This window comes from Pseudomonas sp. LBUM1669, from assembly GCF_059695705.1.
The window spans coordinates 3,154,567-3,176,390 of the sequence record NZ_CP166784.1 but is presented as its reverse complement, the minus strand read 5'-3'; the positions used below and the strand labels follow the sequence as shown (position 1 = coordinate 3,176,390).

General features: G+C 58.5%; 23 protein-coding genes. 13 read left to right on the top strand and 10 right to left on the bottom strand.

Features of this window, described 5'->3' with window-relative positions; genetic code table 11:
* The first annotated feature begins 494 nt into the window (after positions 1 to 494).
* Together ACA051_RS14895 and ACA051_RS14890 are read left to right on the top strand one after the other, a co-directional pair.
* Positions 495 to 761, top strand: a complete 267-nt coding sequence (locus ACA051_RS14895; RefSeq protein WP_497310470.1) for a DUF2790 domain-containing protein — start codon at positions 495 to 497, stop codon at positions 759 to 761.
* Positions 762 to 851: 90 nt separating this feature from the next.
* Positions 852 to 1,247, top strand: a complete 396-nt coding sequence (locus ACA051_RS14890; RefSeq protein ID WP_497310469.1) for a hypothetical protein — start codon at positions 852 to 854, stop codon at positions 1,245 to 1,247.
* On the opposite strand, the gene ACA051_RS14885 is transcribed toward ACA051_RS14890, so the two are convergent.
* On the bottom strand, positions 1,244 to 1,519 hold the full coding sequence (locus ACA051_RS14885) for a DUF1652 domain-containing protein (protein WP_497310468.1): 276 nt from the start codon (positions 1,517 to 1,519) through the stop codon (positions 1,244 to 1,246). The genes ACA051_RS14890 and ACA051_RS14885 overlap by 4 nt on opposite strands.
* Positions 1,520 to 1,901: 382 nt before the next feature.
* Here ACA051_RS14885 and eco point away from each other — a divergent pair, with 382 nt between their 5' ends.
* Both eco and ACA051_RS14875 read left to right on the top strand, forming a co-directional pair.
* The gene (gene eco / locus ACA051_RS14880) at positions 1,902 to 2,384 is read left to right on the top strand and encodes a serine protease inhibitor ecotin (protein WP_497310467.1); all 483 of its coding nucleotides are present in this window, start codon (positions 1,902 to 1,904) and stop codon (positions 2,382 to 2,384) included.
* A gap of 48 nt (positions 2,385 to 2,432) precedes the next feature.
* The gene (locus ACA051_RS14875; RefSeq protein ID WP_497375449.1) at positions 2,433 to 2,768 is read left to right on the top strand and encodes a DUF2834 domain-containing protein; all 336 of its coding nucleotides are present in this window, start codon (positions 2,433 to 2,435) and stop codon (positions 2,766 to 2,768) included.
* A 118-nt stretch (positions 2,769 to 2,886) separates the two neighbouring features.
* Here ACA051_RS14875 and ACA051_RS14870 read toward each other — a convergent pair whose 3' ends face one another.
* Together ACA051_RS14870 and ACA051_RS14865 are read right to left on the bottom strand one after the other, a co-directional pair.
* Entirely contained in the window at positions 2,887 to 3,810 is a 924-nt protein-coding gene (locus tag ACA051_RS14870) for a magnesium transporter CorA family protein (protein WP_497310465.1), read from the bottom strand.
* Positions 3,811 to 3,817: 7 nt separating this feature from the next.
* On the bottom strand, positions 3,818 to 5,392 hold the full coding sequence (locus ACA051_RS14865) for a RimK family ATP-grasp domain-containing protein (protein ID WP_497310464.1): 1,575 nt from the start codon (positions 5,390 to 5,392) through the stop codon (positions 3,818 to 3,820).
* 92 nt (positions 5,393 to 5,484) lie between these two features.
* Here ACA051_RS14865 and rimI point away from each other — a divergent pair, with 92 nt between their 5' ends.
* On the top strand, positions 5,485 to 6,582 hold the full coding sequence (gene rimI, locus ACA051_RS14860) for a ribosomal protein S18-alanine N-acetyltransferase (protein ID WP_497310463.1): 1,098 nt from the start codon (positions 5,485 to 5,487) through the stop codon (positions 6,580 to 6,582).
* A 118-nt stretch (positions 6,583 to 6,700) separates the two neighbouring features.
* Here rimI and ACA051_RS14855 read toward each other — a convergent pair whose 3' ends face one another.
* The gene (locus tag ACA051_RS14855) at positions 6,701 to 7,852 is read right to left on the bottom strand and encodes a PQQ-dependent sugar dehydrogenase (protein WP_497375447.1); all 1,152 of its coding nucleotides are present in this window, start codon (positions 7,850 to 7,852) and stop codon (positions 6,701 to 6,703) included.
* Between the two features lie 51 nt (positions 7,853 to 7,903).
* Positions 7,904 to 8,251 carry a hypothetical protein gene (locus ACA051_RS14850; RefSeq protein WP_497310461.1) on the bottom strand — a complete coding sequence of 116 codons (348 nt, stop codon included), beginning with the start codon at positions 8,249 to 8,251 and terminating at the stop codon, positions 7,904 to 7,906.
* Positions 8,252 to 8,442: 191 nt separating this feature from the next.
* Between ACA051_RS14850 and ku the strand changes: the two genes are divergently transcribed.
* The gene (ku, locus tag ACA051_RS14845; protein WP_497375445.1) at positions 8,443 to 9,291 is read left to right on the top strand and encodes a non-homologous end joining protein Ku; all 849 of its coding nucleotides are present in this window, start codon (positions 8,443 to 8,445) and stop codon (positions 9,289 to 9,291) included.
* A 120-nt stretch (positions 9,292 to 9,411) separates the two neighbouring features.
* On the opposite strand, the gene lpxO is transcribed toward ku, so the two are convergent.
* Positions 9,412 to 10,311 (bottom strand): lipid A hydroxylase LpxO, encoded by a 900-nt coding sequence (lpxO, locus tag ACA051_RS14840; RefSeq protein WP_497310459.1) that lies wholly within the window; start codon positions 10,309 to 10,311, stop codon positions 9,412 to 9,414.
* A gap of 495 nt (positions 10,312 to 10,806) precedes the next feature.
* On the opposite strand from lpxO, the gene ACA051_RS14835 reads away from it, so the two are divergent.
* Complete coding sequence (locus ACA051_RS14835; protein ID WP_140668786.1) at positions 10,807 to 12,396, top strand: ABC-F family ATPase; 1,590 nt, start codon at positions 10,807 to 10,809, stop codon at positions 12,394 to 12,396.
* 264 nt (positions 12,397 to 12,660) lie between these two features.
* Entirely contained in the window at positions 12,661 to 13,848 is a 1,188-nt protein-coding gene (locus ACA051_RS14830) for an MFS transporter (protein ID WP_497375443.1), read from the top strand.
* Between the two features lie 89 nt (positions 13,849 to 13,937).
* Here ACA051_RS14830 and ACA051_RS14825 read toward each other — a convergent pair whose 3' ends face one another.
* Positions 13,938 to 14,975 carry an alpha/beta hydrolase family protein gene (locus tag ACA051_RS14825; RefSeq protein WP_497375441.1) on the bottom strand — a complete coding sequence of 346 codons (1,038 nt, stop codon included), beginning with the start codon at positions 14,973 to 14,975 and terminating at the stop codon, positions 13,938 to 13,940.
* A gap of 168 nt (positions 14,976 to 15,143) precedes the next feature.
* Positions 15,144 to 15,755, bottom strand: coding sequence for an FMN-dependent NADH-azoreductase (locus tag ACA051_RS14820; RefSeq protein ID WP_077747806.1), 612 nt, complete (start codon positions 15,753 to 15,755; stop codon positions 15,144 to 15,146).
* A gap of 130 nt (positions 15,756 to 15,885) precedes the next feature.
* On the opposite strand from ACA051_RS14820, the gene ACA051_RS14815 reads away from it, so the two are divergent.
* Positions 15,886 to 16,794 carry a LysR substrate-binding domain-containing protein gene (locus ACA051_RS14815; RefSeq protein WP_109630931.1) on the top strand — a complete coding sequence of 303 codons (909 nt, stop codon included), beginning with the start codon at positions 15,886 to 15,888 and terminating at the stop codon, positions 16,792 to 16,794.
* Entirely contained in the window at positions 16,791 to 17,150 is a 360-nt protein-coding gene (locus tag ACA051_RS14810; protein ID WP_497310457.1) for an MmcQ/YjbR family DNA-binding protein, read from the top strand. The genes ACA051_RS14815 and ACA051_RS14810 overlap by 4 nt, the downstream gene beginning before the upstream one ends.
* 11 nt (positions 17,151 to 17,161) lie before the next feature.
* Here ACA051_RS14810 and ACA051_RS14805 read toward each other — a convergent pair whose 3' ends face one another.
* Together ACA051_RS14805 and ACA051_RS14800 are read right to left on the bottom strand one after the other, a co-directional pair.
* Positions 17,162 to 17,593: a DUF1294 domain-containing protein gene (locus ACA051_RS14805; protein WP_497375439.1), complete on the bottom strand. Its 432-nt coding sequence runs from the start codon at positions 17,591 to 17,593 to the stop codon at positions 17,162 to 17,164.
* Positions 17,590 to 18,420: an undecaprenyl-diphosphate phosphatase gene (locus ACA051_RS14800; RefSeq protein WP_497310455.1), complete on the bottom strand. Its 831-nt coding sequence runs from the start codon at positions 18,418 to 18,420 to the stop codon at positions 17,590 to 17,592. The genes ACA051_RS14805 and ACA051_RS14800 overlap by 4 nt, the downstream gene beginning before the upstream one ends.
* A gap of 291 nt (positions 18,421 to 18,711) precedes the next feature.
* Between ACA051_RS14800 and ACA051_RS14795 the strand changes: the two genes are divergently transcribed.
* The 3 genes from ACA051_RS14795 (at position 18,712) to ACA051_RS14785 (ending at position 21,566) form a co-directional block, all read left to right on the top strand.
* On the top strand, positions 18,712 to 20,346 hold the full coding sequence (locus ACA051_RS14795) for a methyl-accepting chemotaxis protein (protein WP_497375437.1): 1,635 nt from the start codon (positions 18,712 to 18,714) through the stop codon (positions 20,344 to 20,346).
* A 135-nt stretch (positions 20,347 to 20,481) separates the two neighbouring features.
* Positions 20,482 to 21,045 (top strand): nicotinamide riboside transporter PnuC, encoded by a 564-nt coding sequence (gene pnuC, locus ACA051_RS14790; RefSeq protein WP_497310453.1) that lies wholly within the window; start codon positions 20,482 to 20,484, stop codon positions 21,043 to 21,045.
* Entirely contained in the window at positions 21,042 to 21,566 is a 525-nt protein-coding gene (locus tag ACA051_RS14785) for an AAA family ATPase (protein ID WP_497375563.1), read from the top strand. Before pnuC ends, ACA051_RS14785 begins: the two co-directional genes overlap by 4 nt.
* Positions 21,567 to 21,824 lie beyond the last annotated feature (258 nt).

Sequence of the window (21,824 nt, the reverse complement as noted above, 5' to 3'; positions counted from 1 at the left end):
TATTAATTAGTAATCGCCAGCACCGTGACCAAACGGTGGGAGGCGGCTGTGTACAGGCTTGGTCAACCGACAACACCCAATCGGCTCGCCCTAAGGCGTCCCGCACACAGCCACCATTGCAACGCACCACGAGGACGTAGAAGTCCGCGGCGCGAATCATGGCACATATATGTGCGGTGTTATCAGGTGACCAAACCTGTCCGCTGATTTTGCAGCGAGCCCAAACAGTAAACGCCGCACCCCATCCGGCGAAAGTCGACAAGGCGTCTGACCTTGTAGGACCAAGCCGAAGATCCCGTAGATCGTTTCCCACGTGAAACCTCTGACAGAAACACCCTCGCGACAGGCGGCGCTCAGCCGGGTTAACCATCCGTTAACCCCGCGGTCCAAAACTTTACTGGACCGCACGCCCTCAGGTTCCTCTGACGCCCAGTGCGGCAGGTTCGACGCTCAATCCGTCGGGCTGACTCAATGTCTGCACTGGAGATTGCCACATGAACATCCGCACCCTGCTGATCACTTCCGCCCTCGCCTGCACCGCATTTACCGGTTTTGCGCTGGCCAACGACATGTCGTCCTCACAAGCCACCCCCTATCACTACGGTATGCCGTTGAACATCGGCAAAGTGGTTGCCCTGACTGAGCCGAACACACCGGAATGCAAAGTGATCACGGCCCAAATGAAGTACATCGATACATCAGGTAAACCTGAAGAAATCAGCTATCAGAAGCTTTCCGACGCGTGCAGTTATCAGAACTGACTGAAAGGTCTGATTTAATACTTTGCGGTATTCCTGTGAGGGGTTCTGGCGCTATGCTCAGCGCTTCCCTCACTGCCGCAAGGATTCGCCATGCAGTTATCGTTTCGCACCGTGTCGACCTTCACTTCCCTTTTGTGTTTATTGCTGGCCCTGGCCTGGGGTTTGATGCCGGACGATTTGCTGGCGATCTGGAGTATTGAGTATTCGTCAGCGGCAGGTTTTGTGGCGCGGCGCAGTGCGGTGCTGTTCGCCGCGTTGGGTGTGATGTTTTATCTGGTTAGAAACGAGGCGCCGTCCGACACTCGCAATGCGCTGAGCACCGGGTTCACCGTGGGTTGTTTTGGATTGGCGATACTAGGTTTCGGCGAATGGCTCAATGGCCATGCCGGGCCAGGTATTTTGCTGGCAGTGGTGGTTGAATCAGCGCTGGGACTGGGGTTTGTCCAGGCCCGGCGCGTGTCAGCAGAACTCGAAACCGTGGGTTAAAGCGCTTTCTTATCCAGGTGCAGAGGCTGAGCATCGACCTGGGACCGGCGAATCATGTCAGAGCGTAACTCGGTGATCAGGTCGTTGATTTCACGGCAACCATTCAGGTGCTTGGCATTGATCCCGGTCACCACCAGATCGAGGTGATCGGTCTGACGGTCTGAATACACCTTGATGGTCATCGACAGGTCCGGCGACAGCGTGCATTGACAACGTTTGGGCAGAAAACTGCTTTCAATGATGTTGCGTAGTTCCAAGGCAGAAAGAAACATGGCGACCCTCTCCTGATTGTGAAACTGCCAAAAAATTCAACGTCGGTCCGTGCTGAAATCTCCCGCGTTTCTTCCTTATGCAGGGTTTCTACTCTTCAAGCACCAGACCTCCTCGCCTTCTGAGCTGACTCGTTAATGTCCGGCCAACTTAAGATCTGCTTGAGCATAAAACATGCCGCAAATTTCGCCGTGCAGTTCATCGGTAATTCAATGATTTAACGGACATGCCTGAAAATGGCTTCATGCAATCTGCAAGAAAGGGCAGCTTCAGCCCTGCAATTTGCATACATCCCCGAGCAGGTTTGCATTGGTGGCTGTCGACAGTAAGAATGCGCCTGTCAATCCAGTATCCGCTGACCCTACTCACACGCAAGGAGGCAACATGGGTTCTTTGACCTGCATCACTACCGTCGGGCTGATTGTTGCCACTCTTTCGAGCTTGGCCCATGCGGCGAAGCTCGAAACCGTCGCGCCGTTTCCCAAACCCGAGAGCGGTTTTACCCGCCAAGTCATTCATGTAGCGCCGCAACCGCAGGAAGAAAACTTCCAGGTCGAGGTGCTGGCTGGCAAGACGCTGACGGTGGACTGCAATCGCCAACGCCTGGGCGGTATCCTTGAGGAAAAAAACCTTGAAGGCTGGGGTTATCCCTTTTACCGTCTGGAAAAAGTCATTGGCCCTATGAGCACGATGATGGCCTGCCCAGACGGCAAGAGTAAAAAGGAGTTCGTACCGGTGGTCGGTGACGGCTTCATGCTTCGCTACAACAGCAAGTTGCCGATCGTGCTCTATGTGCCCAAGGACGTCGAGGTCCGCTATCGGATCTGGTCGGCGTCGAGCAAGGTCGAGAAAGCTGTTCAGGAGTAACCAAGACGCCCGCTGCCCCCTCTGCTGATCATCCCAAGGAAGGAAACCATGAAGTCTGTCGCCCTGCCCCTCATTGCCTTGATCGCCTTTGCCGGCTACACCGTTTCCGTGATGCTTCAGGCGGAGCAGTCGTTGATCGACTTTGGTATCGGTTTGATGTCTAGCCCGGATACTGCGCAGGTGGTGATTGATCTTTATCTGCTGGCGACACTTGCGGGCGTCTGGATGTACCAGGATGCGCGCAAGCGTGGGCAGTCGGGGTTGTCGGTGATCCCGTATCTGCTGATCACGGCGGTTTTCGTGTCTGTGGGGCCGTTGTTGTACCTCGTGGTCCGGGAGCTCAAAAATCGTAGGAATTGCGGTGATGCACGCCAGCAAGTTTGATCCAAAGTAGTGTTGTGATGCTGATAGAGCTTGGCAGGCAAGCCTCGCTCCTACATTGGAATGCATTCCCCTGTAGGAGCGAGGCTTGCCCGCGAAGGCGGCCTGACAGTCGACATCGTTATTTCGCCAGCCGCCTGAGCCCAAGTACCATCGCCCCCGCCCCAATCATCATCGCCGTCAGAAACAACGGATACGAAACCCACCACGGTGTGCCCGCCGTCATCATGCTGAACTCGGACATGCCGCCAATACTCGCAATCAGGTTCAGCGGCAAAAACACCACGTTGATTAACGTCAGTTTGCGCAGCAGGTTGTTCATGCTGTTGTTCATCAGGTTGCCCCGGGCGTCGATCAGCCCGGAGAACACCGTGGAGTAGATCTCCGCCTGTTTGTAGCACTGGTTGTTTTCGATGATCAGGTCGTCGATCAGGCCGATGGCTTCGGCGCTGAAGTGCTCCTTGGCCGCGTGGTTGCGCAGCCGCGTCAGCACCGCGCCGTTGCTGTGAATCGCGTTGATGTAATAGATCAGGCTTTCGCTGAGGTTGAACATCTGAATCAGGTGCTGGTTCTGCATCGAGGCGTTGAATTTCTGCTGCAACTCCCGGGCAACCAGCTTGATCACCTTCAGGTGACCCAAATAGTGATGGATGTTGTTGAACAGCAGATCGAGCAGCACATCCAGCGGCGTGTTCAACCGCTGCCGGGTGCCGAGCCCGTGCAGCGGCGCATCGTCGGTGGCGATCACCAGTAAGCGCTGCGCAGAAAACAATAGGCCACAGGACGACACTTCAAAAGCCAGGCTGCCGGCGCCGGAGTAATTCTCCGGGCGCTTCCAGATCAGGAACAGGTTGTCGGGGTGGAACTCGATGCGCGACACCTCATCGGGGTCCAGGGCCGAGGCCAGGGCGTGCTCATCAAGCTTGAAGTGGCTGTGCAACAAATCCCGCTCGGCGGCATCGGGGTTGCTGAACAGCATCACCTCGGCATCCAGACGTTCTACCGACTGCAGCGCCCCGTTGGCCAGTTGAAAGCTTCTGATCATCGGCCGTTCACCAGGCCTGGCCGCGACGTTTCAGTTCCAGGCGACGGACGAACTCTTCCAGTACCAGCGAATACAAATCGTCCTGCAAGTACGCATCTTCAATGCCGGCGTCCATGTTCGGGTTGTCGTTGACTTCGATCACCACCACCTTGTCGCCAGACTGCTTGAGGTCCACGCCGTAGAGGCCGTCGCCGATCAGGTTGGCGGTTTTCACGGCCAGGTCCACCACGGCGCGCGGGGCTTCATGGACCGCCAGGGTGCGGCATTCGCCGTTGATGTCCTGGCCCTTGGCCTTGTGGTTGTAGATTTGCCAATGGCCCTTGGACATGAAGTATTGGCAGGCGAAGATCGGTTTGCGGTTGAGTACGCCGATGCGCCAGTCGTATTCGGTGTAGAAAAATTCCTGAGCCAGCAACAGCACCGAATGTTCGAACAGTTCGGCGGTCGCTTCAAGCAAGGCTTGCTGGCTTTCGACCTTGATCACGCCCCGGGAAAAACAGCCGTCGGGGATCTTCAGCACCAAGGGAAAGCCCAGGCGTTCGCCGACCCGTTCAAAATCTTCCGGTCGCTCCTTGTAGAGGATTTCAGTGGCGGGCATGCCGAGTTGATGGCTCTTGAGCAGGTCAGTCAGGTAGACCTTATTGGTACAGCGCAGGATCGACGCCGGATCGTCCATCACCACCAGCCCTTCGCTCTCGGCTTTTTTGGCAAATCGATAGGTGTGGTTGTCGACGCTTGTGGTCTCGCGGATCAGCAGGCCGTCGTATTCGGCAATGCGTGCGTAGTCCTTGCGCTCGATCAGCTCGACGTCAATGCCCAAGGTCTTGCCGACGCGCACGAAATTATCCAGTGCCTTCGCGTTGGAGGGCGGCAAAGCTTCTTGCGGGTCATGCAGGATAGCCAGGTCATAACGGGCCAGCCGTCGGGAGCGCGGCACACGCCAGATCTTGCGACTGAAACTGTCCAGGGAGTTGGCGAATTGATCTTCCTGATCTTCGCGCAACTTATGCAAGGCCCCGGACTTAATGCCTTCGATGTGCCAACCATTTGTTCGCCGGAACTCAACTAACAAGATCGGACATGGAAACACTTCAAACAACTGACGCGCCAGGTCCTGCAAGGGTTCTATATTGGTTTTGCCGAAGTACAACGTCAGGGTAAAGCCTTCGGTGTCGCTGTAGAGGTGGTTGCTGAGGGCTTTTTCCAGCGGTTTATCCAGGTCATCAAGGGCCAGGCCGTACAGGGATTTCTTGGTCAGCTCACTGATGGTCCGCACCGACGGAATGACCTTGTGTCCCCGCGCTTCAGCCAACAACGAGCAGTAATAGCCGTGCCCCAGATACTTGTAGCTGCGGCACAGGTTGATCACCTGAACCCGCTTGCCCTGTTCGTTGTCCCGCGTCTGCTCGAGGTATTCCTGGGCGGTGACGATGTCCTCGCTGGGGAAATACGAGGCCCAGTCTTCCTTGCGTTCGACGATGATAATCAACTGACTTGAAGTTCTGCCTGCGTCATTTAAATAAGTTGCTGCCGGCAAAGTTTGCTCGGATACTTCGCGCCAATGACCTTGTACCGCTGACATAGTGATTGATCCGTTGGAGAACAAGACCTTTCCTATTAAGCACGAACTTTTTCGAAAGTCCCGTTTCGTTACGCAACTTTTACGGCGGTCATATGAACACTGTCTTTCGCTTGGCGGTAGTTGACGACTTACCCGCACTGCTGGAACTCGAACAGCAATGTTTCACCACGGACCGGCTCAACAGTCGCAGCTTTCTGTGGATGATCACTCGGGCGCACGGGCAGCTGTTGGTGGCCCAGCATGGAGAGCAACTGGTTGGTTATGCGGTGGTGCTGTTTCACCGGGGCACTTCGCTGGCGCGGCTTTACTCGATTGCGATTGCGGCCGAGGTGCGCGGCAGCGGACTGGGTAAACAGTTGCTCGAACGCATCGAATCCTGCGCCCTTGAACATGATTGCGCCTACTTGCGGCTTGAAGTGCGGATCGACAACCCCGCGGCGATTGCCTTGTATGAGCGCAATGGTTACCGGCGTTTCGCGCTGATCCATGATTATTACCAGGACCATGCCGATGCGCTGCGCCTGGAAAAGCGCATTCTTGAACATCGTGATTCGCGCAACATCCAGGTCCCGTGGTACCGGCAGACCACCGATTTCACCTGCGGCCCGGCCTGCCTGTTGATGGCCATGGGGGCGCTGCAAGGTGATCGATGCCTGGAGCGTCGCGAAGAACTGCAAATCTGGCGTGAGGCGACGACGGTGTTCATGACCGCAGGCCATGGCGGCTGCAGCCCTCAAGGCCTGGCGCTGGCGGCATGGCGCCGGGGTTTTCGGGTGCGTCTGCAACTGAGCATGGAAGGGCCGCTGTTTCTCGATGGCGTGCGCGATGAGCATAAAAAAGACGTAATGCGTTTGGTGCACGACGAATTCACCACGCAGCTACTCGAGACGGATGTGGAACGAGTGATCGGCGGCCCGCTGAACCTCCCTCGGCTACTGGACGATGGCGGACAACCGCTGGTGCTGATCAGCAGCTATCGGCTGACCCGCTCCAAGGCGCCGCATTGGGTGATCGTCACCGATTGCGATGACGAATTTGTCTACCTGCACGATCCGGATGTGGACCACAGCCAACATCGCCAGCCGATGGACTGCCAGCATTTGCCGGTCAGCCACGGGGAGTTCGACAAGATGTGCAGCTTTGGCCGGGGCAAGTTGCGGGCAGCGGTGATTATCTACTGCCGAAAATAGACCTGTGGCGAGGGAGCTTGCTCCCGCTGGGTGCGAAGCGCCCCATTCAAGCGACTGCTCCGCAGTCGGACGGGAGCAAGCTCCCTCGCCACAAAATCCCCAGAGAGGTCGAATCGGGTTACTTCAGGCCGATTTTGTACAGCCCGCCGTCGTCCTCATCGGTCAGCACATACAAGTAGCCATCCGGCCCCTGTCGCACATCGCGGATGCGTTTGTTGAGTTCGCCGAGCAAGCGCTCTTCGTGAACCACTTTGTCGCCATCAAACTGTAAGCGGATCAACTCCTGACTCACCAGCGCACCAATGAACACGTTGTGCTGCCAGACCTTGAAGCGATCAGCGTCGTAGAAGGCCATGCCGCTTAGGCCGGGGGACTTTTCCCAGACATGGTGCGGCCCCACGGTGCCTTCAGCGGTCTTGCCCTTGGCTTCCGGGATCGGTTGGCCGGAATAGTTGATGCCGTGGGTCGCCAGCGGCCAGCCGTAATTCTTGCCGCGTTCGATGATGTTGATTTCATCCCCTCCCTGCGGGCCATGCTCGTTTTCCCAGAGCACGCCAGTCCATGGATTGAGCGCCGCGCCTTGTGGATTGCGCTGACCATAGGACCAGATTTCCGGGCGCACGCCGGACTGACCGACAAAGGGGTTGTCGTCCGGCACCTTGCCGTCAGGGTAGATCCGCACGACCTTGCCTTGCAGCTTGTCGAGGTCCTGAGCGGTCGGCCGATCATTGTTTTCGCCCAAGGTGATAAACAGATAGCCGTCTCGATCAAACACCAAGCGTGAGCCGAAGTGGTTGCTGACCGACAGCTTGGGCTCCTGGCGGAAAATCACTTTGAAGTCCTTGAGGGTTTTCAGGTCCTCGGACAATTGGCCTCGCCCGACCGCCGTGCCGGCCTTATCGCCCGAACCACCGCCCTCGGCGTAAGCCAGATAAACCGTGCGGTCCTGCTTGAAGTCGGGCGACAGCACCACGTCCAGCAAGCCGCCCTGCCCCTTGGCCCAGACCTTTGGCACGCCATTGATCGGTGCCGAAAGCTTGCCATCGTAATCGACCACCCGCAGGTTGCCGGGCCGTTCGGTGACCAGCATGCCCTTGCGATCGGGCAGGAACGCCAGCGACCACGGATGCTCCAGCCCCTTGGCAACTTGCCAGACCTCAAGGGTGCCCTGCTCGCTTTTCATATCCTGGGGCGGTGCCGCAAGAACGGGTGCCGTGGCGCAGATCAGTACGCTGGCGCAGAAGGTGGCCAAGAGGGTTTTACGCAACATGCACGATTCCTTTTGTCGTTCGAATGGCTGGCAAGAACGCTGTCCTGCCGTTCAACGGTTGTTGGTGTCTGCATCTCGATGAGGCGGATTGGGAATGAACTTGGGCGGGCTGGCGGGAGCGGTTCGGTCCTGGGGATAGCGATTGCCGATGCCGCCGTTATCAAGGGTCGGTGGACGGGGCACCGGGACAGTATTTGGCCCGCGAATGACCGGGGCTGCGGGTTGTGTGCCTTGCATGCTATTGGGATTGGCCCGGCGGATAGGGCTGTTGTAGGGGTTACTGGAATTGCCCGTGGGGCTCTGGGCCAGCAGCATTAACGAAGGTGGCGATGCCTGGGCCAGCTGACTCATCAGGCCACTGAATGCCAGTACGGTGCAGGCGAGCACGAATCTGTTCATGGGAGGCCTCTGGGCCAGCGTGGATAGAATCTTCGATAGCACGCTACGCCCGGGGTTCGGATTTGTTAACTAAAACCTCTTTCATAAGATGTAACACCAGTTGACGGCCCAGCAGGACCGGGCCGCAGCGCGCTGAAACTTTTACGCCGCGCCGCGGGTCACCTGATCACATCACTCGCGAGTAGACGACCATGGCACGGGCAATCTGGAAAGGCGCAATCAGTTTCGGGCTGGTGCATATCCCTGTGGCGCTGGTTTCGGCGACGTCTTCTCAAGGGGTGGATTTCGACTGGCTCGACAGTCGCAGCATGGACCCGGTGGGTTACAAACGCGTCAACAAGGTCACCGGCAAGGAAGTCACCAAGGAGCACATCGTCAAAGGTGTGCAGTACGAAAAAGGCCGTTACGTGGTGCTCAGCGAGGAGGAAATCAAGTCGGCGCACCCGTTGTCCACGCAGACCATCGACATCTTTTCCTTTGTCGACGCCGAACAGATCCCCCTGCAAAACATCGACACGCCCTACTACCTGGCGCCGGATAAACGCGGTGGCAAGGTCTATGCGCTGTTGCGCGACACCCTCAGCAAAACCAATAAAGTCGCCCTCGCCCACGTAGTGCTGCATACCCGCCAGCACCTGGCGGCGCTGATGCCGCTGGAATCGGCGATGGTGCTGGTAATGCTGCGTTGGCCGGCGGAAGTGCGCAGTCTGGATACTCTGGAGTTAGGCACTGAAGTGACCAAACCCGAACTGGCCAAGGGCGAACTCGATATGGCCAAACGTCTGGTGCAGGACATGAGCGCAGACTGGAAACCTGAGGATTACCGCGACAGTTTTGAAGACAAGATCATGGCGCTGGTCGAGAGGAAGGCGAACGAAGGCAAGATCGAGGATGTGGAAACGGCGACGGGTGAAGAGGAACGCAAGACGGCTGATGTGATTGATTTGACTGAGTTGCTTAAACGTAGTCTGGGTGGCAAGAGTGCCGGCAAGGCCAAACCGGCGGCGAACAAAAAAGCCACGAAGACGTCTCGTGGCTGATTGTTGTATTTGCAGTGAGTCTAACGGCCCCTTCGCGAGCAAGCCCGCTCCCACATTAGATCGCGGTCTACTGTGGGAGCGGGCTTGCTCGCGAAGGGACCATACGCTGCAACACACCATTCAGATCAATACAAAGACCGCCAGCAACCCACCAAAAATCGCCCACTTCTCAAGGTAGTAAAGTTTGCGATTACGCTTCTTCAGCGCCTTGCCCCGCAGCCGAATCGAGTAGATTTTGGCAAACAGGCGGTTAATACCACCGGTCTTGTCCCCCGCATCATTCGGCGCGCCCGCCGCTGACATCACGTTACGGCTGAACCAGCCATTGAACGCCGCCGCCCAGCGATACTTCATCGGCCGCTCGACGTCGCAGAACAGAATGATGCGGTTCTGCTGGGTGGTGTTTTCGGCATAGTGAATGAAGGTCTCGTCGAACATCACCGCTTCACCGTCGCGCCAGTGGTAGTTCTCACCATCAACGTTGATGTAGCAACCGGCATCGTTGGGCGTTTCCAGGCCCAGGTGATAACGGTAAGAGCCGGCGTAGGGGTCGCGGTGGCGGACCAGTTTGGAACCCGGTGGCAACTCGGCGAACATCGCGGCTTTGATCGACCCGATGCTTTGCACCAACTCAGTGGTGCGCGGGCAGAGTTTCGTTGCCGAAGGATGGCTGTCGCCGTACCACTTCAGATAGAAACGCTTCCACCCGGTCTTGAAAAATGAATTGAAACCGACGTCATCGTATTGGTTCGAGCGCTTGATCTCCCCGGCCCGGAGCAGGTTCTGGCCTTCCTCGCGAATTTCTTCCCAATGCGCCTGCAACGGACTCAGGTCCGGGAAATCGGCCGGATCGAGATAAGGCTTGTTGGGGATTTTCGAGAACAGATAAAGGAAGCAATTGATCGGCGCCAGAAAAGACGAGTGATCGCTCAGTTGGCGGCCCAACTTGTGGCGCACCCGCCCACGCAGGTGGACGTAGGCAATGGATACAACGTAAATAGCGGCAATGATCAGTTTCACAGAAATCGTCACACGTCAGAAATGAACAAACTGCGTCCCCCGCCCACCCAGCGGCCCAGGGATTTTGCACAGCGTCTGAATACGAAAAAGCGGTCCAGGTGGCGCGTCCTTGAGCCTCTGATGAGGGTCGGCGTCAGGTGAAAAGTGGCATATTAGTCTCATTTTGTAACCAATAGTTAACCTTCAAATGTGAAAATCTGTCCGTTGATGCCACCAAAGCGCCCGTGCGGCCTCAACGCCCTATCGTTTAAAGAGCCAGACCAGTACAATCGCCGCCAAACATTACGCGCCCCCCTTGGTTGATGACGGGAATGAACCCCGTCTCAGCGCACTTCGACTCGGGCCAAGCGCTCCAACTGCTGCTGTCCACTTATTGCCAGATGGACCTTCCGCTTCTGACCGGGATGCATTTCCCGTGGTTCGGATACCGGAAACGGGTACTGAATCGGTACTGCCGCAACCCTAGCTACTCTGAATGCTTCGCAGGAAAAACCTTTGATCTCTACAGCTAACATCACGATGCAGTTCGGCGCCAAGCCGCTATTCGAAAACGTTTCGGTCAAATTCGCCGCGGGCAACCGCTACGGTCTGATCGGCGCCAACGGTTGCGGCAAGTCGACCTTCATGAAAATCCTCGGTGGCGACCTTGAGCCGTCCGGCGGCCAGGTCATGCTCGAACCGAACGTGCGTCTGGGTAAATTGCGCCAGGACCAGTTCGCCTACGAAGAATTCACCGTCATCGACACCGTGATCATGGGTCACGAAGAGCTGTGGAAGGTTAAAGCCGAGCGCGACCGTATCTACTCGCTGCCGGAAATGACTGAAGAAGACGGCATGGCCGTGGCCGAACTGGAAACCGAGTTCGCCGAAATGGACGGCTACACCGCCGAATCCCGTGCCGGTGAATTGCTGCTGGGCCTGGGTATCGGCATCGAGCAGCACTTCGGCCCGATGAGCGAAGTGTCCCCGGGCTGGAAACTGCGCGTATTGCTGGCTCAAGCGCTGTTCTCCGATCCTGAAGTGCTGTTGCTCGACGAACCGACCAACCACCTGGACATCAACACCATCCGCTGGCTGGAAAACATTCTGACCCAGCGCTCCAGCCTGATGATCATCATCTCTCACGACCGTCACTTCCTGAACAGCGTGTGCACTCACATGGCTGACCTCGATTACGGCGAGTTGCGTCTGTTCCCGGGCAATTACGACGAGTACATGACCGTGGCGACCCAGTCCCGCGAGCAACTGCTGTCGGACAACGCCAAGAAGAAAGCGCAGATTTCCGAGCTGCAATCGTTCGTCAGCCGCTTCTCGGCCAACGCCTCGAAAGCCAAGCAGGCTACTTCCCGCGCCAAGGCGATCGACAAGATCCAACTGGCCGAGGTCAAGCCTTCGAGCCGTGTGAGCCCGTTCATCCGCTTCGAACAAACCAAGAAGCTGCACCGCCAGGCGGTCATCGTCGAGCGCATGGCCAAAGGCTTCGACGGCAAGCCGCTGTTCAAGGACTTCAGCTTCCAGGTTGAAGCTGGCGAACGCGTCGCGATCATCGGCCCGAACGGTATCGGTAAAACCACCCTGCTGCGCACCCTGGTCAACGAACTGACCCCGGATGCCGGCACCGTGAAGTGGACCGACGCCGCAGAACTGGGCTACTACGCCCAGGACCACGCGCACGACTTCGAAGACGACTGCAACCTGTTCGACTGGATGGGCCAGTGGACCCAGGGCGGCGAGCAAATCGTTCGCGGCACCCTCGGCCGCATGCTGTTCTCCAACGACGAGATCCTCAAGTCGGTCAAGGTCATCTCCGGTGGTGAGCAAGGTCGCATGCTGTTCGGCAAGCTGATCCTGCAAAAGCCGAACGTGCTGATCATGGACGAACCGACCAACCACTTGGACATGGAATCCATCGAGGCGCTGAACCTGGCGCTGGAAAACTACCCGGGCACGCTGATCTTCGTCAGCCACGACCGCGAGTTCGTATCGTCCCTGGCCACCCGCATCATCGAGTTGAGCCCTAGCGGCGTGATCGACTTCAGCGGTACTTATGATGACTACCTGCGTAGCCAGGGCGTTGTGTTCTAAGCGTTCGCTATAAATGAAAAGCCCTGTCCTTGTGACGGGGCTTTTTGCATTTCAGGGTTGTAGGAATGCGTTGGTACTGAGGGCCTCTTCGCGAGCAAGCCCGCTCCCACAGGGGACGCATTTCAAGGTGGGAGCGGGCTTGCTCGCGAAGAGGCCCTCAATAGCACAGCAAAATTCGAGGCCCGATATAGTTAGCCTGCTTCCTTTTATTTCCCACCCAAGCCATGATGCAGCTCTCCCACCGCCGCCCGCGAACGAGCCGTCATGTCTGTGCAGCAACTGCCAACGCAAAGCTCCATGGCGATCACCCAGCAGATCGTCTCCATCGTTTTCTATACGTTTATTGCCTTCCTTTGCATCGGCCTGCCGATTGCGGTGATACCTGGCTATGTCCATGAACAGCTGGGTTTCAGCGCGATCATCGCGGGGCTGACCATTGGCTCCCAATACCTGGCCACCCTGCTCAGCCGCCCGATGGCCGGGCGCATGTCAGACACCATCGGCACCAAACGGGCGATTGTTTACGGCCTGTCGGGGATTGTGCTGAGCGGTATGCTGACGTTGATTTCAACCTTGCTGCAAAGCTTTCCACTGCTGAGCCTGTTGATCCTGATCGCCGGACGCTTGTTGCTCGGCATCGCCCAGGGCTTGATTGGCGTGGGCACGATCAGTTGGTGCATGGGCCAGGTCGGTGCGGAGCACACCGCGCGCTCGATTTCGTGGAACGGCATTGCGTCTTACGGTGCCATTGCGATCGGCGCGCCGCTGGGCGTGGTGATGGTCGCCGAGTACGGTTTTGCCAGCCTGGGGATCGCGCTGTCACTGCTGGCCCTGGCCGCCTTGTTGCTGATCCGCAATAAACCCTCGGTGCCGGTGATTCGCGGCGAGCGCCTGCCGTTCTGGGCGGTGTTCGGACGCATCGCGCCATTCGGTGCCAGCCTGAGCCTGGCCTCCATCGGTTACGGCACCCTGACGACCTTTATCACCTTGTATTACGTCAGCCGTGGCTGGAGCGGCGCGGCCTATTGTCTGACGGTTTTCGGGATCTGCTTTATTTTGTCGCGCTTGCTGTTTATCTCAGCGATCAGCCGTTTCGGCGGCTTCACCTCGGCGATTGCCTGCATGAGCGTTGAAACGGTGGGCTTGGTGCTGCTGTGGCTCGCACCCTCCACCGCCTATGCGCTGATCGGCGCGGGGCTGGCCGGGTTCGGGCTGTCGCTGGTGTATCCCGCACTGGGGGTTGAAGCGATCAAACAAGTGCCCAACTCCAGTCGCGGCGCGGGTTTGAGTGCTTATGCGGTGTTTTTCGATCTGGCACTGGCAATTGCCGGGCCGTTGATGGGCGCGGTAGCGTTGAACCTGGGGTATTCGTGGATTTTCTTTAGTGCGGCGCTGTTGTCGGTGACCGGGCTCGGCGTGACCTTATTACTCAAACGCCGCGCAACAAGCTGACGCCGCTATCCACTGCGGGAGCCTGCTCGCGATGGCGGTAGAACATTCACCGCTATCGCGAGGAGGCTCCCACAGGGGTGGCGGGGAAATTACTGATCCGCGGTCTGCATCCCGGCCCGAGTCGGCTTTCCCAGTGCATGCGAGAAGAACCGCCCGGCTTCGGACACCATGTTGCGATGGATGTCTTCGCGGTCGACGCCGTCGGCATCGGTGCACAGAGCCGGCATGGCGGCGATCTGCTCTTCGTTGCACGGCGCCATGAACACGAAGTGCCCTGCCCCCGCCAGCAATTTGAAGTCCGGTGCGATTGGCAGTTTGCGCGCCAGGGCGGCGGCGTTTTTGTCGAACGCCACCAGTTTGTCGCCATCGCCGCTGTAGAGCAGCACTGGCACATGTACGTCAGCCAGGGTGTGGCGGCCGAATTTCAGGCTCAGCGGCGCCATCAGCAGCAAGGCATGCACGCGCGGGTCCGCCACGGGTTGCAAGTCATCACGGTCGACAATCAGCTCGCCTTGGGTGTTGCAGGCATCGCGGTCGTCCGGGCGTTCCTGGCAGTAACGGCGCAGACGATCCAGGTCAGGCGTTGCGCCGGACAGGATCAACGCGGTCTCGCCGCCCGCCGAATAACCGATCACGCCGACCTGTTCGGCATTGACGAAAGGCGCGAGCATACGGTCGCCCAGGGTCGCGGTAATGGCTTCGGAAATCTGGATGGGCCGGCCGTAAAGGTTACTCAACGTACCGAGGCGGCTGTGGTCTTTGGAGTTGTCGCCGGGATGGATCACCGCCACCACCACAAACCCTTTACGTGCCAGCGAGGTGGCGAGGTCGTGCAACGCCAGCGGGGTTCCGGTGTTGCCGTGAGACAGCATCAGCATCGGGAAACGGCCCATGGCGACGCGGGTGTCCTCGCCTGCCTCGACTGTGTAACCCTCGATTTTGCTGGTATGTTCCCGGTCGCTCGAGGGATAGAACGCGATGGCGCGCATCGGCTGCAAATCCAAGGGGTCGAGAAAACTCATCTCATGGAAGCCGACGCTCCAGTGAGGATGCGGCGCAGGCGCGGCGTGCACTGAATTCAGGCTGCTGAGCAGGCATATCAGAAACGTTGCACAAAGACGCACCATGGGATGCCCCACCTTGTCACTGAACCGGAGTCGGTAACCCTCGACTGCATAACCCGGGCCACAATCTGTAATGACCAGAAACAAAAAACTCCGTATCTGGCACTTGCGTGATCAGAATACAGAGTTTTTGGGGTGGTGCTTGAGCTGTTTGAGCTCTTTACGCAAGTCTTACGCGGCGGCGAACAGTTGCTCGCTGATTTGCGTGTGAGCATCGCTCATGGCTTTGGTGCGCACTTCGTCACCGTAGGCCAGGCCATGGGCGCGAACAAACTCAATGTCGGTGATGCCGATGAAGCCGAACAGCACCTTCAAGTACTCTTCGTGCGCAACGCCAGTCGCCTGACCGGCATGCAGACCGCCGGACGTCGAGACGATCACGACTTTCTTGCCACCGCACAGGCCTTCAGGGCCGGCTTCGGTGTAGCGGAAGGTTTGACCGGCAACGGCGATGCGGTCGATCCAGGCTTTGAGTTGGGTCGGAATGGTGAAGTTGTACATCGGCGCTGCAATAACAACGGCGTCGGCGGCGAGGAATTCGGCCAGGGTGGTGGCGCTCAGTTCGGCTTCGTGCTGTTGCGCGGCGTTGCGAAGTTCAGCGGTGGTGCCGGCGGCAACCAGGGTGGTGGCGGAGAAATGGCTGATGGCATCGGCGGCCAGGTCGCGGTAGGTCACCACCGCGGTTGGCTCGGCGGCTTGCCAGGCTTTGACGACTTCGCTGCTCAGCAGACGGGAAGCCGAGTTGTCACCAAGAATGCTCGAATCGATATGCAACAGTTTCATAAGGGATCTCCAGGTGAGGATCGCCACCGGGCGATCTGATGGGGAGGATCCTACAGATGAAACCAATAGCTGATTAGCCCGCAACAATGCGATAGTTCGTCCCACTGATAGAACAATCGGATTTCCAATCATGCAAGACCTCAACGACCTCTACTATTTCGCCAAGGTGGTCGAAGCCGGCGGCTTCGCCGCAGCCGGGCGTTTGCTGGGAATTCCCAAGTCCCGGTTGTCGCGACGCATTGCCGAGCTGGAAGAACGCCTCGGCGCACGCCTGCTGCAACGTACCACCCGGCAGCTCAAGTTGACGGCGGTGGGTGAACGTTACCTGCGGCACTGTCAGGCGATGCTGCTGGAAGCCGAGATGGCCGATGAAGCCGTGGCCAGTATGTCCAGCGAACCCCGAGGACGCTTGCGGGTGTCCTGCCCCGTCGGGCTGGCCCACGAAATGCTGCCGACGGTGATCAGTCGATTCCTCGAAAAACACCCCCAGGTACAACTGGAAGTCATGCTGCTCAATCGCCGGGTCGACCTGGTGACCGAAGGCGTCGATGTCGCCCTGCGTGTCCGTGAGTTGGGCGATGAAGATCCGCTGCTGGTGACCCGTCGCTTGCGCCAGGCGCAGATGGCGATGGTCGCCAGCCCGGCCTTCCTGCACGGCCGTGAGATCAACCATCCCGAAGACCTGAAAACCTTGCCGGTGCTCGGCGCGCTGGAAGCCGACCGCATGGTGCACATTCGCATGCTCGATCAGCAGGGCAAAAGCTACGACTTGAGCCTGGAAGCTCGATTGGGCATCGACGATTTCATCGTGCGCAAGGCCTGCACGCTCGCCGGCCAGGGGTTCACCATGCTGCCGATGATGTACTGCGAACAGGAACTGGAAAATGGTTCGCTGGTGCAGCTACTGCCCGACTGGTCGTTGCCTGGCGGCTGGCTGCAAGCGGTCTACCCTCATCGGCGCGGGGTGATGCCGGCCGTGCGGGCCTGGATCGACCATCTGATCGAATCATTCAATGCCTGTGGGGACCGATTGATATGAAGGCTGGACGCATGAGCGAAGAGGACGTCGCGCAATTCTGTCTCGCGCTGCCCGGCGCGCGGGAAGACTACAAATGGGGAGGCGTTCGAGTGTTTTCGATTGCCGGGAACAAGATGTTCGCCTTGCAGAACCTGCGCGGCGACTCCTTGGCGTTCAAGGTCGACAAGGATCTGTTTCTCGGGCATTGCGACCGCCCGGGCATTCACCCGGCGCCGTACCTGGCGCGGGCTCAGTGGATCATCATGCAAACGCCCTACCCGCTGGGCCCCGAGGAACTGCAGGCGTTGCTGAAACGTTCCCACCAATTGGTGGTGAGCAAGCTACCCAAGCGCACCCAGGTCAGCTTGCTGCTTTAAAATCCTTTCTTTTAGAACAATGCAAACAGATGGGCGCCGAGGAACAGCTGGTCGATCCAGAACACCTGGTGCATCAGCACAATGAGCCAGAACACCAGCTGAAACGAGACCTTGCGGGTCTTGTGCCGAAACACTTGCTGGGCCAGCAAGGCACCCGGCCAACCGCCCGCCAGCTCCACCGCGTGCAACACGTTCTCCGGTGTCCGCCAGCTGTCGGCGCGAGCCTTGCGCTTGTCGCTCCAGTACAGAAAGAACGCCAGCACGCTGACGATACCGTAGGCCGCCAGCGGAATCAGCGATACCCCCTGCAGCCACAACGACATCGAGCCCGTCAGCGGCAGCGCGCACAGGATCGCCAACACCAGCAGTTTCAGCCGAGGATGCTGGACCCGCTCGCCCCCGGACCTGCGTCCGGGGTTGTTGCGCGCGCTGCAGTCATTCATGGGCGTGCGGCGGCCCAATCGACCCAACCGAACTGCCAGGTGGCCAGGATGAACAGGCCGAACGCGATGCGATACCAGGCGAACGCCGCGTAGCTGTGAGTGCCGATGAACACCAGCAAGCCTCTGACGGCAATCATCGCGAAGATGAACGCGGTGACGAACCCGATCGCGAACACCGGAAGATCAGCCGGCACGAACAGGTCGCGGTATTTGTAGCCTGAATACACCGCCGCACCGACCATGGTCGGCATCGCCAGGAAGAACGAGAACTCGGTGGCCGTCTTGCGCGACAGCCCGAACAACAAGCCGCCAATGATGGTCGAGCCAGAACGCGAGGTCCCGGGAATCATGGCCAGGCACTGGGCGAAACCGACTTTCAAGGCGTCTTTCCAGGTGATTTCGTCGACCGTGTGGGCATGCACTTCGTGCTGACGCTGCTCCGCCCACAACATCACGACCCCACCCACGACCAAGGCCGTGGCTACGGTGATCGGGTTGAACAGGTATTCGTGGATCAGATCGGCAAAAATCACCCCCAACACCACTGCGGGCAGGAAAGCGATCAACAGGTTTGCGGTAAAACGCCGGGCGTTTGGTTGTGTCGGCAAGCCGACGACCACGTCGAAGATCTTGCGGCGAAACTCCCACACCACCGCAAGGATCGCCCCGAGCTGGATAATGATATTGAAGGCCATGGCGCGCTCGCCACCAAAGTTGAGCAAGTCCGCCACAATGATTTGGTGGCCGGTACTGGAAATGGGCAAAAACTCCGTCAGCCCTTCTACAACGCCTAGAATCAATGCCTGCAAGGCGGTCCAAAGTTCCATCAATCCCCCAAAGGCGATGCGCCAAGGCATGCCCCATTAGTTTTTTTTAAGCGTTCATCGCGCCAAGCGTAGCTGAAGTCCCGCGCGCAAAGGATCCAGACGGAGCGGTAAAAATTCCGTGAAAAATCAACTTGGATTCAGGTTTTTCCGCGCGGGGCCGAAATCCTATCAGACAAGCCCGGATAACGCTGCCGCGTAATGAGACTTGGGTCGCATATGCCCGACCGGCAAAGCATGGTTGGATGCTGGCAATCGTTTATTACAAGAAAAAGAAATCGGAGTGACAGCGTTATGAACACCTTGCGCAGTGTGTCGATCAGCCGACGCTTGTGGCTCATCTTGGTCGTGTCGGTGGTGATGTTACTGACTTTGGGCGTGTTGATGCTCAAGCAGATCCATAGCGACCTTTACCAAGCAAAAGCCCAGAAAACCCAGCACGTGGTGCAGACCGCCAGCGGCATTCTGACTTACTACCACGGCCTGGAAACCGCCGGCACGCTCACCCGCGATGCCGCTCAGAAGCAGGCGCTGACCACCGTGCGCGGGCTGCGTTATGACCAGAACGACTATTTCTGGATCAACGATCTGACGCCAGTGATGGTGATGCACCCCGCCAACCCAAAACTCGATGGGCAGAACCTCTCGGCAATACGCGACCCGGACGGTTTTGCACTGTTCAACGAAATGGTGGCCGTCGCCAAGGCGAAAGGCGCTGGCACGGTCAACTACCGCTGGCCTAAGCCGGGCGCCAGCGACCCGGTCGGAAAAACCTCCTACGTCAAATTGTTCGAACCTTGGGGCTGGGTGATCGGCTCCGGCGTGTACATCGATGACATGCAGGCCGAGTTCTATGGCCAGGTCTGGAAAGCGTCTTTTGTCGGCCTGGTGATTGCGCTGATCATGGCGTTGCTGGTGATCATGATCGCTCGCAGCATCGTGCGTCCGCTGCAGGCCACGGTGAACGCCATGGCCAATATCGCCAGCGGTGAAAGCGACCTGACCCGCAACCTCGACACCCATGGCCAGGATGAAGTCACTCAGTTGGCCCGGCATTTCAATGCCTTCACCGCCAAACTGCGCCTGGTCATCAGTGAGTTGCAAGTGTCCGCCAGTGCCCTGGGACAGTCGTCCAGAGAACTGGGCAACGACGCCACCCAGGCCCAGCAACGCAGTCAGCAACAGTCCCAGCAAATGGAGCTGGTGGCGACCGCGATCAACGAAGTGACTTATGGCGTGCAGGACGTGGCCAAGAATGCCGAGCATGCGGCCAGCGAAATGCGCGATGCCGAATCCCAGGCGCAGCAGGGGCAGATCAACATTGATGGCAGCTTGCAGCAGATCGACAAACTGTCCGGCACCATCGATCAAGCCGTGGAAGTGATTCGCACCCTGGCGGCTGAAAGCACCCAGATTGGCAGTGTCCTGGAGGTGATCCGCTCCATCGCCGAGCAAACCAACCTGCTGGCCCTCAACGCCGCCATCGAGGCCGCCCGTGCGGGTGAGCAAGGTCGAGGCTTTGCGGTGGTGGCCGATGAAGTGCGCCTGTTGGCCCAGCGTACCCAGAAGTCCACGGCGGAAATCCAGTCGATGATCGAACGCCTGCAAACGCACTCCGAAGCGGCGGTCAAAGTGATCGGCGACAGCAGCCGAGCCTCGCAACTGACCATCGAACAGGCCGGTCTGGCCGGCGCCAGCCTGAATGCAATCGGCCAGGCGCTGCGCAACCTCAACGGGCTGAACGCATCGATCGCCAGTGCGACCCTGCAACAAGCCCATGTGGTGGAAGACATCAATCAGAATGTCACCCAGGCCGCGGGGTTATCCCACAGCACCGCACTGGCAGCGGAGCAGTCGAGCGTGGCCAGTGTGCGGCTCAAGGACTTGAGCGAGCAGTTGAACGGCCTGCTCAAACAGTTCCGGGTGTAACAACACCCTTGTAGCAGCTGCCGAACGCAGCCTCGCGCTGCTCGGCAGCTGCTACAGACCGCGTGAGCCGGTTCTACTTGGCGTCGCCTGCCGGTACAATCCGCCACCCTCTTTCGTTTTCCCCAAGGAACCTCCATGTCCGGGCTTGAACTGTTTGCCGCCACCCTCGGCGTGATTGCCGTCTGGTTGACGGTCAAACAGAACCCTTGGTGCTGGCCCATCGGCCTGGTCATGGTGCTGCTTTATAGCTGGATCTTTTTTGAAGTGAAGCTGTATTCGGACATGCTCCTGCAAGTGATCTACGCCGCTCTACAGCTCTACGGCTGGTGGCAATGGACCCGCGCGGGTGAGGCGAATACCGGCCGGCAGGTCAGCCGGCTCGATGGGAAATCGATAGCATTGGGCCTTGCGGCCGGCGCCCTCGGCAGTCTGCTGCTGGGCGCCGCCATGGCGCACTGGACAGATGCCGCCCAGCCGTGGCTTGACGCCGCGCTGACCGGGTTCAGCCTTGTGGCGCAGTTATGGATGGCGCAAAAACGCGTGCAATGCTGGCCGTTGTGGATCGCCGTCGATGTGATTTTCGTCGGGCTGTTCATTTATAAAGACATGTACTTGACCGCCGCCCTCTATGCACTGTTCCTGCTGCTGGCCGTTCAAGGTTGGCGTGAATGGCGCGCCGACCCGGCCTTGCGCGCATGAAGGTGCTGGTGCTCGCGGGCCCGGAATCCAGCGGTAAAAGCTGGCTTTCAGGCGAGATTCACGCCAATTTTGGCGGCATATTGGTCGGTGAGTACGTTCGGCACTTTATCGAAAGCGAAGCCCGCGAAACCCGCTACGATGACATTTCATCGATTGCGCATGGCCAGCTGACGTGGGAAGACGAAGCACGTGCCAGGCAACCGTCACTGCTGATTCTCGATACGCACCTCTTGAGTAATATCCTTTGGAGTCGCACCTTGTTTGGCACTTGCCCGACATGGATAGAGCAAGCATTGCTGGCACGGCACTACGACCTGCATTTGCTGCTGAGCCCTGAAACTGTGCCTTGGCATGACGACGGGCAGCGTTGCCAACCGCAACTGGCAGAGCGCCAGGCGTTTTTCCAGGCCAGCCGTGAATGGCTTGACCTGCACCGCCAACCTTGTCAGGTACTGCAAGGTGACTGGAAACAGCGCAAGGACGCGGCATTCGAAGCAGTGACGCGCTTGCTCAACGCCTGACCCGCAGTACCCCGCCCTGCCGCAACTGTCCACTCCTGAAACACCCATTCCTGCGCAAACCCGCGTGCTAAAGCACCCCGAGTGTTCCAGCCAGAAAGTGTTAAGCCACTGATACAACCAGCCTTCAACGCCCCTGACGAGCAATGCCGCCCGCATCGGCCGCGCTTTGGCGTGGCTCTGTCTCAGTGGCGTTACAAAATTTTTTTGACTACCTCGACAATTAAATCCAACCCACTGTTTATAAAAGAAAACCAGAAA